We start from the raw sequence: 16,821 nt of genomic DNA, 5'->3' as shown, positions 1-16,821 counted from the left end.
ATAAATTACTTTCTTTCAATTAATTTCATTGTAAAATAGAAATACAAGAATGTAAAAACATTATTGTGAAAACAGGGAACTTTTTCTTTTGAGGATGATAATATGGAATATTTAAATAGATTATTAGCTAATGAATTAGAATTAGAAAATACAAGTAACCTCATTCAGAAAATCATGTTTGATATTATATTTCAACATGTTCAAGACATGGTTTTTGTTATGAAGGTGGAAAATGGACCGAAATTTCGGTATTTGTTTGTCAATGAATCAGGGATGCAGAAAGCAAAACTTTCAATTGAAGCACTTGGAAAGACCCTTCAAGAGGTTCTTCCTGTGGGAAATGCTAAATCTCTACAACAGAACTATGAGAAATTATTAAGAAAAAAAGAAATAGTCATGTTTGAAGATAAATTCTACTTTGATGGCGGGAGAAAAATTTATGGAGAAACTATTTTAACCCCTGTATATAACGATGAAAAATCAATTAGTTACATCGTTGCCGTAACGAGGGATATTACCAAATGGTCTATTGAAAAAAATAAAATCATTGAAAGCGAGCAAAAATATCGTTCCATTGTAAATAACAACTTAGACGCGATTTTTATGATTAGCCCCGAAGGTAAAATTCTTGAAGCTAATCCTGCAGCAGCACTAATGACGGGATATTCGGAAAAACAAATGACCAATAGAAACATATATGATTTGATCATTGACCAAGATTTAGAGAAATTTAAAACTTTATTAGAAAAGACTTGTTCCGGTTATGCACTTGAGTCACTGGATTGCAAAATTATGCATCGCAAAGGAAATCAGCTGATCGTCCATATAAAGACGGTTCCCATCGTGGTCCATGAACAAATAAACGGGCTTTATGTCATGTTAAAGGATTTATCAGACCAGGCTAAAAATATGGAAATGATTAGATTTATGGCTTTTCATGACCAGCTAACGGGATTACTTAATAGAAGAGCACTGCATGAGCATTTGAATGAACATATCTTTTCGCCGTCCTACAAAACAAACGAGTTTGCTTTAATCACCATCGATCTGGATCGGTTTAAATTCTTAAATGATACACTTGGTCATTTAGCAGGCGACCAAATATTAAAAAGGGTTTCAGAACGATTATTGCGGTTTCAAAATGAACATTGTTTTGTTTATCGCGTTGGCGGGGACGAGTTCAACATTTTACTTTTGAATAGAGGAAGCAAGAAGGCCAATATATTTGTACGAAAGGTGTTTTCGGCCTTTTCACAATCCTTTTATTTAAATTCCCAAGAATATTTTATTTCGCCAAGTATCGGGATTAGTATGTATCCAAACGATGGCAAAGATGCTGAAATGCTAATTAAGAATGCGGACGAGGCACTTTATCGTGTGAAGGAAAGAGGGAAGGCACATTATCAATTTTATCGGACAGAGATGAATTCTGTCTTTAATAATGTTGTTACATTAGAGACACATTTACGGAAGGCAATTGATAAAGCGGAACTTAGCTTATATTATCAGCCTCAAGTAAACACGGCAACTGGAGAGGTGAAAAACTTTGAAGCCCTCCTTCGCTGGAAGGACAGGGAGTTCGGTCACATTTCACCAAGTATTTTCATTCCATTGGCTGAAGATACAGGACTGATCATTTCAATTGGGTATTGGGTTATCGAAAATGCCTGCAGGCAAATAAAATCCTGGAATGACAACGGTTATAATGATATCCATGTGGCTATTAACATTTCACCAAAGCAATTCCAGCACCCAAACCTTGTTCAGTTTATACAGTCGATGATTAAAAAATATGATATTCAAGCCTCGTCTTTAGGAATTGAAATTACAGAAGGTGCCATGAATGATACGAAGGAAACGATTCCCATTCTAAAGAAAGTGAAAGAACTGGGTATTTCCATTTCTGTAGACGATTTTGGGACGGGGTACTCATCCTTAAATTATATTAAGCAGTTTCCGATTGACGTCTTAAAAATTGATCAGTCCTTTATTAGGGATATCCTGTTGGATGAAAAGGATGCAGCGATTACATCCACGATCATCCACTTAGGAAAAAGTCTCGGGCTTGAAGTAATTGCCGAAGGAGTCGAGAATCAAAAACAAGTAGAGTTCCTTTCAAATGCGGAGTGTTATAAAATTCAAGGCTTTTATTATTCTAAACCGCTTCACGGTGATGAAATTGAAAAACAATTTTTAGCAAAAAATAAGCTAAAGCAATAATCACAAAGCAAAAATCCTTATCAACTGTGATAAGGATTTTTTTAACCAGAATTTAAGGTAAAGATGGTTAATTCCGGTACTGCCATAAAGCGAAACGGAAGCCGGGTGGTGCCAATTCCTCTGTTTACATAGAGGGTTAACGGGTCGTCATCTCCAATTGTATAAAGCCCTTCAGGATAATTTCTTGCAAATGGCGGCTTGACAAGCGCTCCAATAAAGGGGATTTTTACCTGTCCGCCGTGACTATGTCCACTTATTTGCCAGTGGATTGGATAATTAGCGGCATCATCAGCAAGGTCAGGGGCATGTGATAATAAAATGGTAAATCGATGATCAGGCACATTTTTCAGAGCCAAAGGCAAATCAGGTTTCCCTAACATCGCATCATCAATACCAAGCAGATAGATGCTGCCGCCGTCCTTCCGTTTTATTGCTGCTGAATCATTGAGAAGAACGGTGAAATTCGTGCTTTCCATAATATTTCGGTAGATTTCGGAACCATAGCCACCGTGGTCATGGTTGCCAAAAATGCAGAATTTCCCGAGCGGGGCATGTAATTGTTCTAACAATGGTACAAGTTGATTCATTTCCCTATATTTATTCGGCTCGTCCATTAAATCACCGGTAAATAAAATAATATCAGGCTGAAGCTTATTGATTTTATTAATTAACTTTTTGAATTGGGTAAGATTGTAATGAAACCCCAGATGGGTATCGCTAAATTGAACTATTTTCATTCCATCAAAGCTTTTAGGGATTAATGGATGTTTGATTTGCTGCTTCTTAATATCGAGTAATGTGGGCTCAATTCGATTGGCATAAAAGTAGCCCCCCGAACTCAACCCGAAAACAGTAAGAAAAGATCCAAATGTTCGTTTCAGGAACCTTCTCCTCGTCAGTTTATTTGCCATTTTTTTCCCCAGCCTTATCTTTTTTCTATCTATAAAATAAAAGAGTCCATAAGTATTTTCGTTAAAAACAGCCTATATTGCAAGTGAAAAGTTCATTAGTAGTTTATTATTCGAAAAAATAAAAAACATGCTAAAAAGCAGCCCAATAATATTTGGGTCATCCCTCTATAGAACTTGAATATCGGATACGATTGTATCCTTCAAGCTATAATGGTATCCTTTTGGAAAAGAACGAGAAGCTTGAGTGAAGCGTATCATATAGTGAGAAAAAAATTTTTGGAGGTACTTGGATGGATGCATTGGAAATCCTATCGGATCTTGAAAATTGTTTTCCGTATTTTCAACCGATTTTTAGTGCCGATGAACAACGTGTAATTGCCTATGAGGTACTGGGAAGGTATCAATCGGAGGGCAATATTATAAGCTTAGGTCCCTTTTTTCAGGATGACCAAATTCCTGATGAATACAAATTTGAAGTGGATTTGCTGTTAGTAAATATGGCTCTAGAAAAAGCTCTTGAGCTGGATGAGGACGTTAATATATTTTTAAATCGTAATGCAGAGCTATTAATGTATCGGAACGGCGAACCATTTTTACAGGAGCTTTTAGCATTTGAAGCAAGAGGATTGAGTTTAAAGCGGATTGTTCTTGAAATATCCGACCGGAACTACCATGGTGATTTGGATCAATTTGATCATCTGCTGCAATATTACCGGACTTATGGTATAAAAATTGCCATAGCCGGTATTGATAATGAAAGTCTTTATTTTGAACGAATCGGGCAGCTCGAACCGGATATTTTGAAAATTAATCTTCAGGCATTGAAATCGACGGCAACGGGGATAAATTTTAATGATGTTTTATTTTCTTTGTCACTTTTGGCAAGGAAAATCGGGGCGGCGCTATTGTTTGAAAATATTGAAATGAGTTATCAGCTTCAGTTTGCGTGGAAAAATGGCGGCCGCTATTATCAGGGTTATTATTTACATCCTCCTTCTAGCGAGTTTGTTGAACGGGATCTGTTAAGACATCGCTTAAAAGAAAAGTTTCATGACTTTATTTCCTATGAAAAGAAAAAATTAGAAGCTGTTTTTACTGCAACAGAATATTTTCATGCAAAGGTTCAGGAAATAGTCTTCAAAAATAAAAAAGGCGGCTACGAAGAATTATTTCAGGTGTTAATAAGGGAAATGGACCAAATTGCTTTTCGCATGTATGTTTGCGACGGGGATGGATTTCAAAAGTCAGCCAATATTTTTAAGGGTCAGAACGGCTGGATAACACAGTCTGAATATTTGAATAAAAATTGGAGCTGGCGTCCTTATTTTTTGGAAAATATCATCAAAATGCGTCACGAACAAAAGGGGATCCTGTCTGATTTGTATTGTGATATTGAAACGGGAGAGACAATTCGAACTTTTTCATTTCCAATGAACGGTAATGAATATTTATTTATTGATTTAAGCTATCAGTATTTATTCGAACACGACCAATTACTTTAAGTAGGCACCAGTATAGAAAGATTTACTTTATTATTGTAGGTCTCAAGCCGATGAGACCTTTTTTTATATACAAAATAGAAAAAAATAGCTAATTTTTTCATTTTTACTTGGACAAATGGGGAGCGTTATTTTATTCTTTTAATATTGGCATAAAAAATTCTAATGTAAAATTTTAAAAAAGAATCACATTAGGATAGAAATATGACAAATGAGAAACATAAATGTAGATAGTTTGTTTGTGTTTAAAAGGAGGATAAACCTATGTCACAGCTTCAAGGCATATTAACAAGATTAAAAAACCTACAGGAACAATCAAATAGTGGTGAGCCAGCACAACGCTATTTCGAGGTAAATGGAGAAAGAAAGTGTCAAGTAACATTTCATCCGAAAACCGAAACATTTGAATTAGAAATATACAACGAGAAGGAAAAACCTAAAAAATATCAATTTGATAATATTGATATGATTACCATCGAAATTTTTGATTTGATTCAATAGGGACCTTATGGGTTCCTTTCTTTTTACCTAAAGAGGTGTGAAAAGTTAACCCAGACTCTCGAAAACATGTTAGAATGTGTCTGAAGGAAAACAAATATTAGGGAGTTTTCGGCGATGATCAGTCTTCCCAGTGGAGAGTTTTTGGAATTAACGATAAAAGAATTAATGATATCATCAGAGCGGGTTGCACATGTGCAAATTGGAAACAATCTTGAGCATGCCTTATTGGTGCTGACGAAAAGTGGATATACAGCTATTCCTGTCTTAGATCCAGATTACAAGCTCCATGGGTTAATTAGTACACCCATTATTATGGATTCTATACTAGGTCTTGAAAGAATTGAATTTGAACAACTTGAAAACAAACGTGTTGAAGAGGTCATGAAGGGCTCAATTCCACGGATAAAAATTTCAGCGTCAATTATTACGTGTCTTGAATTACTTGTTAGCCATCCGTTTCTCTGTGTTGAAACAGAAGATGGATTTTTTGCAGGAATTTTGCCGAGGAGCACAGTATTAAATCAAGTAAATAAAATTGTTAAAAGGTTTAAAAAATAGAAAATAACTTTAGCTCCCGAAAAGGGAGCTGTATTTTTTATAAGAAAAGAAACGGTTTTTTTGAAGGAGGTTTCCCTTGTCCTCATTATCAGAATTTCAATTATTATCCGTTTTAGCCCAGGAAATGAATATGCGCAAAGCTTCGGAACGGCTGTTTGTCTCACAGCCAGCCCTGTCACAGCGCTTACAGACGATCGAAAAAGACTGGGGTACAAAGCTATTTATCCGCTCGCAAAAAGGTCTGGCACTAACTCCTGCAGGTGAACATGTAATTGATTTTGTAAACGACGTGATCAAAAAACAGGAGAAGGTTCGTGAAACCATTTATTCTCTGCAATCGGGAGTGTCAGGCACCTTAAAAATCGCGGTAGCTTCTATTGTCGGTCAGAATTGGCTTCCACAGGTTCTCAAGAAGTTTATTGATAAGTATCCGCAGGCGAAAATTTCTCTTGTGACGGGGTGGAGCAGCGAAATCCTTAAATGCTTATACGATGACCAGGTTCATATTGGAATTATTCGAGGAACCCCTGACTGGAAAGGCGTAAAGGTCCATCTCTTTAACGACCCGCTTTATTTAGTCGACAGGGAAATCACTAAGCCAGAAGAGGTATTAAATACCGACCGCCCCTTTATTCAATTTAAAAGTGATTCGAATTATTACCAGGAGATTCAAGATTGGTGGATGCGGAACTTTAAAACAGCACCGAAGAGAACGGTTGTTGTCGATCAAATTGAGACGTGTAAACAGATGGCCTTTAATGGAATTGGCTACGCTATTTTACCGGCGATTACGTTAACCAAAACGGAAAGAGATATTTTTAAAATACCGCTTGTTGATGAGAATAACGAACCGCTAAAACGTGACACATGGCTGCTTGGTTATGAATCTGCCTTTCAATTAAAGCAAGTTCAGGCATTTGTGGAATTAATCAAAGAATATATCGCTGAATCCTCAGAAGAGTAAGGTTGTTTTTTCTTGTTTTCAGTTCTTTTGTTTGTTAAAGTATTTTCTAGTACATACTTAGGGGGTTTACCATATGAAAATGATGGATGCAAATGAAATTATTTCTTTTATTCAAAATAGTAAAAAGTCAACGCCGGTTAAGGTTTATGTAAAAGGTGAATTAGCAGGAATTGACTTCGGAAGCGATGCAAAAGCGTTTATTAGTGGAAATACAGGTGTTGTTTTTGGCGAGTGGTCTGAAATCAATGCTGTCTTAGAAGCGAATAAAGAAAAAGTGGAAGATTTTGTAGTGGAAAACGACCGCCGTAATTCAGCGATTCCATTATTAGATACTAAACATATTAATGCCCGGATTGAGCCAGGTGTCACGATCCGTGATCAAGTAGAAATTGGCGACAATGCCGTCATTATGATGGGCGCTGTAATCAATATTGGTGCAGTGATCGGTGAGAAAACAATGATTGATATGGGCGTTGTCCTTGGTGGCAGAGCAACGGTTGGTAAGAACTGCCATATCGGTGCAGGAACCGTTTTAGCAGGCGTAATTGAACCGCCATCAGCACAGCCAGTAATCATTGAAGATGATGTGCTAATTGGTGCCAACGCGGTTGTTCTTGAAGGAGTAAGGGTAGGAACCGGTTCTGTTGTTGCTGCTGGGGCGGTTGTTACAAAAGACGTAGAGCCATTTACAGTCGTTGCGGGAACTCCTGCTAGAAAAATTAAAGATATTGACGAAAAGACAAAGTCAAAAACAGAAATCATGCAAGAACTTAGACAATTATAAGCAGTGAGCAAAAGCGTGGAGAATTTCCACGCTTCTTTTATAGAAGAGGAGGACTTAAAGATGAACCCTTTGGTCAAAATTCGCCGTGACCTCCATCAAATTCCCGAAATCGGTTTTCAAGAATTTAAGACACAAGCCTACTTATTATATTACCTGGAGGCATTAGCTCAAGAGCGGATTACGATTAAAAAATGGAAGACTGGGTTGCTGGTTAAGGTTCATGGTTTAAATCCAAGAAAAACAATTGGGTACAGAACAGATATAGATGGTCTACCCATAAGTGAACAAACAGGCTTGCCTTTTTCGTCAATACATGAGGCAAGGATGCATGCCTGCGGGCATGATTTTCACATGAGCATTGCTCTCGGGGTCTTAACCCACTTTGTAGATAATCCTATTATCGACGATATAGTCTTTGTTTTCCAACCTGCTGAGGAAGGGCCAGGCGGGGCAGAACCAATGTTGAAATCGGCTGAAATGCAGGAATGGATGCCCGATATGATTTTCGCTCTTCATATTGCCCCGGAATATCCCGTAGGAACTATTGCTGTGAAAGAAGGCCTATTATTTGCCAACACATCTGAATTGTTCATTGATCTAGAAGGCAAGGGAGGGCATGCAGCTTACCCGCACCAAACGAATGATATGGTGATTGCTGCCTGCACGCTCGTTAATCAGCTCCAAACGATTATTTCTAGGAATGTCGATCCATTAGATAGTGCGGTCATTACCATCGGGAAAATCACCGGGGGTACAGTCCAAAATATTATCGCAGAAAAAGCGAGACTGGAAGGTACAATTCGGACATTATCGCCAGAATCAATGGGTAAGGTCAAGCACCGGATTGAAGCATTAGTGAAAGGAATCGAGACTGGCTATGAATGTAAAGCGGTCATCGACTACGGTTCAATGTACCACCAAGTATTTAACACAGAGTCAATTACAAAAGATTTTATCAATTATATACAGCAGGAGTTAGATGTAAAGGTAATAGAATGCAGAGAAGCGATGACGGGAGAAGATTTTGGATATATGCTCAAGGATATTCCAGGACTGATGTTTTGGCTTGGTGTCGAATCACCCTTCGGACTTCATCATGCTAAATTATCACCAAATGAAGCCGCAATTGACGTTGCTGTAAATGTAATGACCAGCTATATTTCCTTTAAAGGGAATGAAGAGTAAGGAAGCCATTTTATTTGGTTCCTTTGGTTAATTATGCTAAAATTATAGAGAATTAACGGAAGATTGTTACATATTGTCGTTTATTCTTATGTGAAATAGGTAAAACTTATGTAGGAGCAAATGAGAATGACTATTTAAATAATTATCATGGAGGGATTTGAAATGCCAGAACGTATGGTAGGTAAACAAGCACCACGATTTGAAATGGATGCCGTTATGCCGAACAAAGAATTCAAAAAAGTTAGTCTTGAAGAAAACATGAAAAACGACAAATGGACAGTATTGTTCTTCTATCCAATGGACTTTACATTTGTATGTCCAACTGAAATTACTGCGATGTCTGACCGTTTTGAAGAATTTGACGATTTAGATGCAGTTGTAATTGGTGCGTCAACTGATACGATCCACACACATCTTGCTTGGATCAAAACGGACCGCAAAGAAAACGGACTGGGTGATTTAAACTACCCATTAGCAGCTGACACGAACCATGTTGTCGCACGCGATTACGGTGTGCTGATTGAAGAAGAAGGTATCGCACTGCGCGGCCTATTCATCATCAGCCCAGAAGGTGAAATGATGTATTCTGTTGTTAACCACAATAATATTGGCCGTGACGTTGATGAAACATTACGTGTGCTTCAAGCATTACAAACTGGCGGTCTTTGCCCTGCAAACTGGAAGCCTGGACAAGCAACATTGAACGTGTAATTTTTTATTAACAAGGCTGTGTTAAAGCACATTGTTGATTTTGAGCACAATGTTGATTGGAGTGAAAGGCGCGAGACTCCTGCGGGAGCAGCGGGACAGGTGAGACCCCGCAGGCGCTTTAGCGCCGAGGAGGCTCACCGCCCGCCCCGCGAGCCGCTCGCGCCTGGAACGGAAATCAACATTCACTTTTAACACAGCCATTAACAAAGAGATAGACCTAACACTATTTAGCGTTAGGTCTTTTTTAAAATAGGGGGCTAATTAAATGAAATTACGTGAACCAATGCCGGAGTTAACCGGTGCAACGGAATGGCTGAACGGCGAAGTGACAAGAGAGGAGTTAATCGGCGACAAACCAACTTTAATTCATTTTTGGTCGATTAGCTGTCATTTATGTAAAGAGGCGATGCCACAGGTCAATCAATTCCATGATGATTTCAAAGAAAAATTAAATGTTGTTGCCGTTCATATGCCGCGCTCTGAAAACGATTTGAACATGGAAGAAATTAAGCAATCAGCTGCTGAACACGGAATTAGTCAGCCGATTTTTGTCGATAGCGATCATAAATTAACGGAAGTCTTTGAAAATCAATACGTTCCTGCCTATTATGTGTTTGATCGTGAAGGCAAGCTCCGCCATTTCCAAGCTGGCGGAAGCGGGATGAAAATGCTTGAGAAACGGGTTAATCGAGTTTTAGATGAGATAGAAAAAACAGAATAATCCATGATAAAGAATCGACTGCTCGTTGCTGCCAACGGGCAGTTTTTTTTTGATGGTGCGTTGTTTTCCTGTAACCTTGTGTCCGTTTAATCGTCGGTATTAGTAAAGATAAGTACCAGAACGGTCTACCAAGAGAGAAAAAGGGGTGTCGTGAGTTGAAAAAACTAAAAAAATTGGTACCAATTTATTTTATTGCCTTGTTGGTTTTTTTTGCTGGGTGCAGTGCGAGTAGTGAAGATAAGAGCGGAACGATGAATGACGAAGCGATGGATTCAGCCAAGTCCAGTTCAAGCGAGTATGACTCTATATCTGCAGGGGATAAAGCCACCGAAAATAAGGCAACTACGGAATCTGGAAAAATAACAGTATCGAATAAGATGGTGATCTATCAAGCAGATCTAGCGCTAAGGGTGAAGAAGTTTAATCAAACTTTGCAAAGTTTGGAGGAAAAGGCGCTAAAATATGGCGGTTATATTGCTGAATCGAATGTCACAAAAGAAGGAAAAGAGCAGGTTAGCGGCAGTATCAAAATTAGAATTCCACAAAATCATTTCCAGGACTTTTTGCATGAAGCAGAAGGGCAGGCTGCAGAGGTCCTCCAAAGGACCATTACAGGCCAGGATGTAACCGAGGAATATGTTGACCTTGAATCACGTTTAAAATCAAAGCGAGTCGTCGAGGAACGGCTCCTGACCTTTATGAAAGGTGCAGCTAAAACTGAGGATTTATTAAAAATTTCTGCAGATTTGGCAGCTGTTCAAGAAGAGATTGAAACAATTGAAGGGAAAATGAAGTTTTTAGAGAATCAAACATCGCTTTCGACGGTCAATATTACCCTTTACGAAAATAAAGTTGTGATCCCGAATATCGATAAAGATAAACTAAATACATGGGAAAAAACAAAAAAACAATTTATGAAAAGTACGAACACGTTATTGGCAGGGCTTTCTGGCTTAGTCGTTTTTCTTCTCGGCAATCTGCCGATTTTATTAACTTTGATCATTATTGGCTCCTTATGCTTCCTTTTTTACAAAAAAAGGAGAAACAAAAATAGACGGGAGTAACTGATGATATCTCACTATATTAAAAATGGACAAAGGATGCTAAAATGATACCATATTAGATATTTTGTGTTCCTGGGGGAGTTATTTGTGAAAAAAAGTTTTGCAGTCATTGGGCTTGGCCGATTTGGCGGGAGTATCTGCCGGACGCTGACCGATGAAGGAATGGAAGTTCTGGGAATAGATGTAGATGAAGAACGAGTCAATGAATTTTCGATGATAGCTTCCCACGCTGTTGTAGGTGATACAACGGACGAAAATGTCTTAAAAAGTCTTGGGATTCGAAATTTTGACCATGTGATTGTTGCAATTGGCGACGATATTCAATCAAGTATCCTAACTACACTTATTCTCAAAGAATTAGGGGTAGGAAGAGTTACCGCAAAGGCCCAAAATGATTATCATGAAAAAGTGCTTCGTAAAATTGGTGCGGACCATGTCGTTCACCCTGAACGAGATATGGGTAAACGAATTGCTCATAACATGGCGTCAGGTAATGTTGTTGACTATTTAGAACTATCTGATGAACATAGTATTGTAGAAATAGTTGCAAACGGAAAACTTAGCGGTCATACCATTATGGGTATGGATATTCGTAAGAAATATGGATTAAATATTGTTGCGATTAAAAGGGGAGAAGAAATCATTGTTTCCCCGCAAGCAAAAGAAACGATTTACGTCAATGATGTCTTAATAGTAATCGGAAACGATAATGATATTGCCCGATTCGAAAGAAAAGTTTTAGAATAAATAGAAAAGCGGAAGCGCCAGGTTAGGCGCTTCCGCTTTTTTTTATACTTCCATAATGATTGGTAAAATCATCGGTCTGCGTTTTGTTTTTTCGTACAGGAATGGTGCTAATGTATCGGTAATTTCATTTTTAATTTCAGACCATTGACTTGTCTTTCGCTCCATCACCTTATTTAAGTGTTTTGTAATTAGGTTTTGAGCGTCATTGATTAAGTCGCCTGATTCCCTCATATAAACAAATCCGCGGGAAATAAGGTCTGGGCCTGAAGCAATTTTAAATTCCTTCATATTAATGCTGACAACAACAACGACTAAGCCCTCTTCTGAAAGAATTCTCCGGTCACGCAAGACAATATTTCCAATGTCACCTACGCCGCTTCCATCGATATATACAGAACCGGATGGAATCTTTCCAGCCACTTGTGCGGTGTCATCTGAAAGTGCTAACACTTCACCATTATCCATAATAAAGCAATTTTCTTTTTCAACACCACAATCAACCGCAAGTTTGGCATGCATAATTTGCATCCGGTATTCACCGTGAATCGGCATAAAGAATTTCGGTTTAATTAATCGGAGCATTAGTTTTTGTTCTTCTTGCCCGCCGTGTCCGGATGTATGGATATTACTTAACTTCCCGTGAATGACTTCTGCACCAGCACGATACAATAAATTAATCGTTCTGCTGACACTTATTGTGTTCCCAGGAATTGGTGATGATGAAAATACAACCGTATCTCCAGGGATAATTTGAATTTGTCTATGTGTTCCGTTGGCAATTCTTGAAAGCGCCGCCATCGTTTCACCCTGGCTTCCGGTACAAAGAATAGTCACTTTATCGGCAGGCAGGCGATTAATTTGATTTGCTTCAATAAACGTTTCTTTTGGTGCGGTAATATAACCTAAGTCAAGTCCTATATTAATGGCAGCTTCCATACTTCTGCCAAAAACGGCTACTTTTCTTCCGTTGTCTACTGCTGCCTCGACGACCTGCTGTAATCTGTGAATATTTGAAGCGAAAGTCGCAAAGATGATTCGTCCATCGACTTTACGGAAGATATCGTGAATACTTTCTCCAACCCGGCGTTCTGACATTGTGAAGTCAGGAATTTCACTATTTGTGCTATCAGAAAGTAAACACAATACACCTTCTTTTCCGATCTCCGCCATTTTTGTGATATTGGCTGGTTCACCTACAGGGGTAAAATCAAATTTAAAATCACCTGTATGGACGACTTGACCCGGAGGAGTTTTCACAACAATTCCATATGAATCCGGAATGCTGTGGGTTGTTCGGAAAAACGTAACCGATGTTTTGCGGAATTTAATCACATCATCTTCTTTAATTTCAATCAATTTGGCATTGCGTAATAGTCCATGTTCTTCTAGTTTATTTTTAATTAATCCCAGGGCAAGCTTTCCGCCATAAATGGGAATATTGATTTCACGTAATAAATAGGGAATACCGCCAATGTGATCTTCATGTCCGTGGGTCACAAACAACCCTTTAATTTTGTCTTCATTTTTTACAAGATAGGTATAATCGGGTATTACATAATCAATACCTAAAAGTTCATCTTCCGGAAACTTTATACCGGCATCGATTAATATGATTTCATCCTGGAACTGAACTGCATATGTGTTCTTGCCGATTTCACCTAAACCGCCAAGCGCAAAAACTGCAGTTTGATCATTTTTTACAAATTTCATAAATTATCAAATCTCCAATACTTTATAGTCTGCATTTTGTTTTTCATATTCTAAATATGCTCCTTTAACTTCTTGTACAAATTCAACATTAAAGCCGCGATCGGCAATTTTTGAGCGGACATCTCGTACCGATTCCCCTTCAATAAATAGAGATTTGGTGTTCTCTCTAACTGGAACTTCTTTAATGTTTTTTTGAAAATAAACTTTAAATATCATGACAATTTCGCTCCTAACTTTGGTCATAACTTTTTCTATTATATAAAACATTTTCATCTTTTTCATTTATTTTCTACAAAAGTCTTGGACTTCATATGAAAAGTATGTAAAAAGTGCCGCTGTTTTACAATTTACAATAACGAAGGAGCCCTTCTAATTTTTGAAGGGCCCTTAAAAAATTAGGCAATGGATTTCTTTCGCAGTAAATCGTTCCACTGTTTTAAGAGCTTCTTCCTTAGCTTCTTTAACATAGTGGATCATCTCCTTACTTCCTATTTTATACGATCCTTGTCCAATGTAAAGCAAGCAATAGCAGATAATTGAATTATTTTAAAAAAAAACGTTTTTTTTACTATTATTATATGGTGAATTAGCTGATTATATCATGGATAATCATGGAATAATGGTACAATTATTGAAATTGACATTTATAATTCGAAGGTTTAGTCTTTTTGAAGAGAATCGAAAAGGAAGCATTGGTTTGCGGAAAGGAAATTGATAAAGAATGAAAAAAATAGTTTTTTTTGATATAGACGGTACCCTGCTTGATCATGAAAAGAGTCTTCCAGCAAGCACGAAAAAAGCAATCGAATTATTGAAGGAGAACGGAACTTTTATCGCCATTGCCACTGGCAGAGCCCCATTTATGTTTGAAGGCTTGCGCGAAGAACTTGGAATTGACTCCTATGTAAGCTTTAATGGTCAATTTGTTGTCTTTGAAAATGAAGTGGTTTACGAAAATCCTTTGAATGAAGTTGAACTAAAAAGGTTGCACCAGCGCGCTGAAAAAAGTAATCATCCAATTGTTTTTATGAACGAGAATACAATGAAGGCGAGTGTACAGCATCACTCTTTCATCGAACAAAGTTTAGGAAGCCTTAATTTTTCACATCCAGAGAAAGACTCTTCTTTTTATGTAAATCGAAATATATATCAGTCCTTACTCTTCTGTGAAGAAAGGGAAGAAGAAAAATATCTTGCTGACTTCCCGGAATTTAATTACATAAGGTGGCATTCTTATTCTGTTGATGTGTTGCCAAAAGGCGGCTCGAAAGCGGAAGGTATCAAAAAAATGATCGAACGATTAGGTTTTGATTTAAAGGATGTTTATGCCTTTGGGGATGGTTTAAATGATTTAGAAATGTTGAAGGCTGTTGGGACAGGTGTTTCAATGGGAAATGGTGTTCCCGAGGCTAAGAAGCTTGCTGATTTTGTCACAACTGATGTAGATAACGACGGCATTTGGAATGGCTTAAAGGAATTACAACTCATATAAAGAAACACCGGCCAATTATTGGCCGGTGTTTTCTTTACCTTTCAATCGCTATTGCCCCTTCTATTTGTTTAAAAGGGTCTTGTTTGTCAATATAATCATAAAACATGATACCGTTTAAATGATCAATTTCATGTTGAAAGCAGATAGCAGGCAATCCTTTTAAGCGGAGCTTTATTTCTTCGCCCTCAAGGTTAACTCCCTTGACGGTAATTCTAGCGTGTCTTTGAACGTAACCTGGGAACGGTTCATCAACCGAAAGACAGCCCTCACCGGATTGTAAATAGGACTTTTCAACAGAATGGCTGATGATTCTAGGGTTAAATAAAGCATAGCTATAAAGTTCTTCTTTATCGTCAGTGAGATGTACGGCAATCATCCGTTTAGAAACATTAATTTGTGGTGCTGCAAGACCGATTCCTGGACGCAATCCATATTTGGCAGAAAATTCGCTGTTTTGGCTATTGATTACGTATTCTAAAAGGCTTGATAGAATTTGTTTATCCACATCGGATGGCGGCATAGCCACTTCTGCAGCCACTTTTCTAAGTGTGGGATGGCCATCTCTAATGATATCCTCCATCGTTATCATAAACCTTCACTCCTGTGTGCAAAAAAGTTATTAGCAACCATTAGTCTATCAAACAATGGATAAAATGTTAATAATGAAATAATGATTCCTTCCATATTTTGCGCGTTTTTATCTAGAGGATATTGTCAAATAAACCAAGTATCGATATAGTTGGTATTAGTTAGGGGGTTGTGAATTGTCTTATAAGAAAAAAGGCCGCTTTTTAATTTTTATGCTCGCTATTTGTTTAATTTTATCAGGTTGTGTTAATAAAAGGACACCAGTTGAAAAAATGTATGATGTTTTAGAGAAGGTTGTTTCTAAAGAAGCGGTATTTGAAGAACAGCAAGATCCGCTTGTAACTTTGGAAAAGGAAGAAAAAGAAAAATATGACCAGATTATCGGGCTTGGCATGAAAGAGTATGACCAGATAGTCAAGCTATCCGACGAAGCAATTGCTTTAACCGATAAAAGAAAAGAACATATGGACAAAGAAACTGAGAGCCTTAAGAAATCTGAGCAGGAATTTAGGAAAGTTGCTGACATTAAGGATGAACTAGATAATCCAGAACTTAAGAAATTGATAAATGAATTATATGAAATCATGACGCAAAGATATCGAGCACATGAAGAGTTGTACAAGGAATATTCAGAATCCTTAAAAAGCGATAAAGATTTGTACGGGATGTTTAAGAATAAAAACCTAGCCCGCGAAGACCTTGAGGCACAAGTTACAAAACTAAATGAGACGTATAAAAAGGTTCTTGAGGCTAATGAACATTTTAATAAGCTTACTGAACAATACAATGATAAGAAACTGTTATTTTATAAGAAAGCAGGACTAAAATTAAATAAATAATGATCCCGCTATAGAAATCGGCTGAAACCAGCCGATTTTTCCTATATTATAACAATTGTCCAAATTGTGAAATCATATATAACAGGATGAGGAGTAAAGTGATACAGATAGGAAAATGATATTTTATATTATTAATATGCTCGCGTTGGTAAATTATGATGCGCAGTGATTGACGAGTAAAAATGAATGGTGTACACTCATAAATGAGTTAAAAAGTTGTATCAATGATGTTACATAAAAAAGTAATACAGAATATGATATTAATAGAATGATGCGAATCATAGCCTATATAATATCAGACGATTTTCCGAAAAAACAGTGGAAAAA

At 37.5% G+C, this 16,821-nt stretch carries 17 protein-coding genes; 13 read left to right on the top strand and 4 right to left on the bottom strand.

Features of this window, described 5'->3' with window-relative positions; genetic code table 11:
• The first annotated feature begins 102 nt into the window (after positions 1-102).
• The gene (locus tag ACFVSW_RS02905; RefSeq protein ID WP_387311956.1) at positions 103-2,220 is read left to right on the top strand and encodes a sensor domain-containing protein; all 2,118 of its coding nucleotides are present in this window, start codon (positions 103-105) and stop codon (positions 2,218-2,220) included.
• A gap of 41 nt (positions 2,221-2,261) precedes the next feature.
• Here ACFVSW_RS02905 and ACFVSW_RS02900 read toward each other — a convergent pair whose 3' ends face one another.
• Entirely contained in the window at positions 2,262-3,131 is an 870-nt protein-coding gene (locus ACFVSW_RS02900) for a metallophosphoesterase (protein WP_387311953.1), read from the bottom strand.
• Between the two features lie 290 nt (positions 3,132-3,421).
• Between ACFVSW_RS02900 and ACFVSW_RS02895 the strand changes: the two genes are divergently transcribed.
• From ACFVSW_RS02895 to ACFVSW_RS02850, 10 genes are all read left to right on the top strand, one after another.
• Positions 3,422-4,633, top strand: coding sequence for an EAL domain-containing protein (locus ACFVSW_RS02895; RefSeq protein ID WP_387311950.1), 1,212 nt, complete (start codon positions 3,422-3,424; stop codon positions 4,631-4,633).
• 261 nt (positions 4,634-4,894) lie between these two features.
• Complete coding sequence (locus ACFVSW_RS02890; protein WP_024029051.1) at positions 4,895-5,131, top strand: YkuJ family protein; 237 nt, start codon at positions 4,895-4,897, stop codon at positions 5,129-5,131.
• 114 nt (positions 5,132-5,245) lie between these two features.
• Positions 5,246-5,689: a cyclic-di-AMP-binding protein CbpB gene (gene cbpB, locus ACFVSW_RS02885; protein WP_024029052.1), complete on the top strand. Its 444-nt coding sequence runs from the start codon at positions 5,246-5,248 to the stop codon at positions 5,687-5,689.
• Positions 5,690-5,765: 76 nt separating this feature from the next.
• Positions 5,766-6,653, top strand: coding sequence for a transcriptional regulator CcpC (locus ACFVSW_RS02880; RefSeq protein WP_387311946.1), 888 nt, complete (start codon positions 5,766-5,768; stop codon positions 6,651-6,653).
• A 73-nt stretch (positions 6,654-6,726) separates the two neighbouring features.
• Positions 6,727-7,437, top strand: coding sequence for a 2,3,4,5-tetrahydropyridine-2,6-dicarboxylate N-acetyltransferase (dapD, locus tag ACFVSW_RS02875; RefSeq protein WP_387311943.1), 711 nt, complete (start codon positions 6,727-6,729; stop codon positions 7,435-7,437).
• A gap of 60 nt (positions 7,438-7,497) precedes the next feature.
• Positions 7,498-8,622, top strand: a complete 1,125-nt coding sequence (locus tag ACFVSW_RS02870; protein ID WP_387311942.1) for an N-acetyldiaminopimelate deacetylase — start codon at positions 7,498-7,500, stop codon at positions 8,620-8,622.
• Between the two features lie 162 nt (positions 8,623-8,784).
• On the top strand, positions 8,785-9,333 hold the full coding sequence (locus ACFVSW_RS02865) for a peroxiredoxin (RefSeq protein WP_387311940.1): 549 nt from the start codon (positions 8,785-8,787) through the stop codon (positions 9,331-9,333).
• Between the two features lie 265 nt (positions 9,334-9,598).
• The gene (locus ACFVSW_RS02860; protein ID WP_387311938.1) at positions 9,599-10,054 is read left to right on the top strand and encodes a TlpA family protein disulfide reductase; all 456 of its coding nucleotides are present in this window, start codon (positions 9,599-9,601) and stop codon (positions 10,052-10,054) included.
• Positions 10,055-10,209: 155 nt separating this feature from the next.
• Positions 10,210-11,118 carry a DUF4349 domain-containing protein gene (locus ACFVSW_RS02855; protein WP_387311935.1) on the top strand — a complete coding sequence of 303 codons (909 nt, stop codon included), beginning with the start codon at positions 10,210-10,212 and terminating at the stop codon, positions 11,116-11,118.
• 87 nt (positions 11,119-11,205) lie between these two features.
• Positions 11,206-11,865, top strand: coding sequence for a potassium channel family protein (locus ACFVSW_RS02850; RefSeq protein WP_024031121.1), 660 nt, complete (start codon positions 11,206-11,208; stop codon positions 11,863-11,865).
• Positions 11,866-11,907: 42 nt separating this feature from the next.
• On the opposite strand, the gene rnjA is transcribed toward ACFVSW_RS02850, so the two are convergent.
• Both rnjA and ACFVSW_RS02840 read right to left on the bottom strand, forming a co-directional pair.
• On the bottom strand, positions 11,908-13,575 hold the full coding sequence (gene rnjA / locus ACFVSW_RS02845; protein ID WP_387311931.1) for a ribonuclease J1: 1,668 nt from the start codon (positions 13,573-13,575) through the stop codon (positions 11,908-11,910).
• Positions 13,576-13,581: 6 nt separating this feature from the next.
• On the bottom strand, positions 13,582-13,791 hold the full coding sequence (locus ACFVSW_RS02840; RefSeq protein ID WP_387311928.1) for a DNA-dependent RNA polymerase subunit epsilon: 210 nt from the start codon (positions 13,789-13,791) through the stop codon (positions 13,582-13,584).
• A 505-nt stretch (positions 13,792-14,296) separates the two neighbouring features.
• Here ACFVSW_RS02840 and ACFVSW_RS02835 point away from each other — a divergent pair.
• Positions 14,297-15,067, top strand: a complete 771-nt coding sequence (locus ACFVSW_RS02835; RefSeq protein ID WP_387311926.1) for a Cof-type HAD-IIB family hydrolase — start codon at positions 14,297-14,299, stop codon at positions 15,065-15,067.
• Between the two features lie 34 nt (positions 15,068-15,101).
• On the opposite strand, the gene def is transcribed toward ACFVSW_RS02835, so the two are convergent.
• Positions 15,102-15,656, bottom strand: a complete 555-nt coding sequence (def, locus tag ACFVSW_RS02830; RefSeq protein ID WP_387311924.1) for a peptide deformylase — start codon at positions 15,654-15,656, stop codon at positions 15,102-15,104.
• Between the two features lie 175 nt (positions 15,657-15,831).
• Here def and ACFVSW_RS02825 point away from each other — a divergent pair, with 175 nt between their 5' ends.
• Positions 15,832-16,494, top strand: a complete 663-nt coding sequence (locus ACFVSW_RS02825) for a YkyA family protein (RefSeq protein ID WP_387311921.1) — start codon at positions 15,832-15,834, stop codon at positions 16,492-16,494.
• Positions 16,495-16,821: the final 327 nt, after the last annotated feature.

This window comes from Neobacillus sp. NPDC058068, assembly GCF_042885335.1.
GTDB lineage: Bacteria > Bacillota > Bacilli > Bacillales > Cytobacillaceae > Neobacillus.
This window is presented reverse-complemented; position numbering and strand designations above follow the sequence as displayed.